The following is a 412-nucleotide window of genomic DNA, read 5'->3' as shown; positions in this document are numbered from 1 at the left end:
TTTCTAACCCGTTTGGGTTTGGGCTCCTCTCCCTCTGCTAGCTCAGCTTTGGGTTTTCTAGCCTTTTTTGTCTTAGCAGCAGTAGAGCACAGCTGTTGATCTGACGTTTCAAGGTTATTCATCTCAATCTCTGTCGAAGCAAACGTTTCAGTCATTGTAAGAGTTCCTTTTATTGTACAACAGCTGGGATCCAAGTTTTCACAGTCATCAGTCAAATAATTACAAGTTTTGGCCACAGCTGCAGCTGCTGCTGCAGTTAAACTCTTGTTTGGTTTGTGGTCAGGGTTGCACAATATTTCTGGTTCCACAGACGATTGGTACTGACAACAGTCACCGTTTAGGTAATGTTCCAGCTCTGCAGAGATTTGGCTTGAAGAGAACATGTTGCGATGCGTAAAGCTACATAATCTTG

Annotated in this window: 1 protein-coding gene; it reads right to left on the bottom strand. The window is 43.4% G+C overall.

Going from position 1 to position 412, the window contains the following annotated elements; genetic code table 11:
- A partial coding sequence (locus tag OA86_RS16240) for a hypothetical protein (RefSeq protein ID WP_221404082.1) occupies nucleotides 1-308 on the bottom strand: 308 nt, incomplete at its 3' end.
- Between the last annotated feature and the right edge of the window lie 104 nt (nucleotides 309-412).

This window comes from Kaistella jeonii (genome assembly GCF_000812865.1).
Lineage (GTDB): Bacteria > Bacteroidota > Bacteroidia > Flavobacteriales > Weeksellaceae > Kaistella > Kaistella jeonii.
The sequence above is the reverse complement of the archived record's forward strand: the minus strand, read 5'-3'. Positions and strand labels throughout refer to the sequence as shown.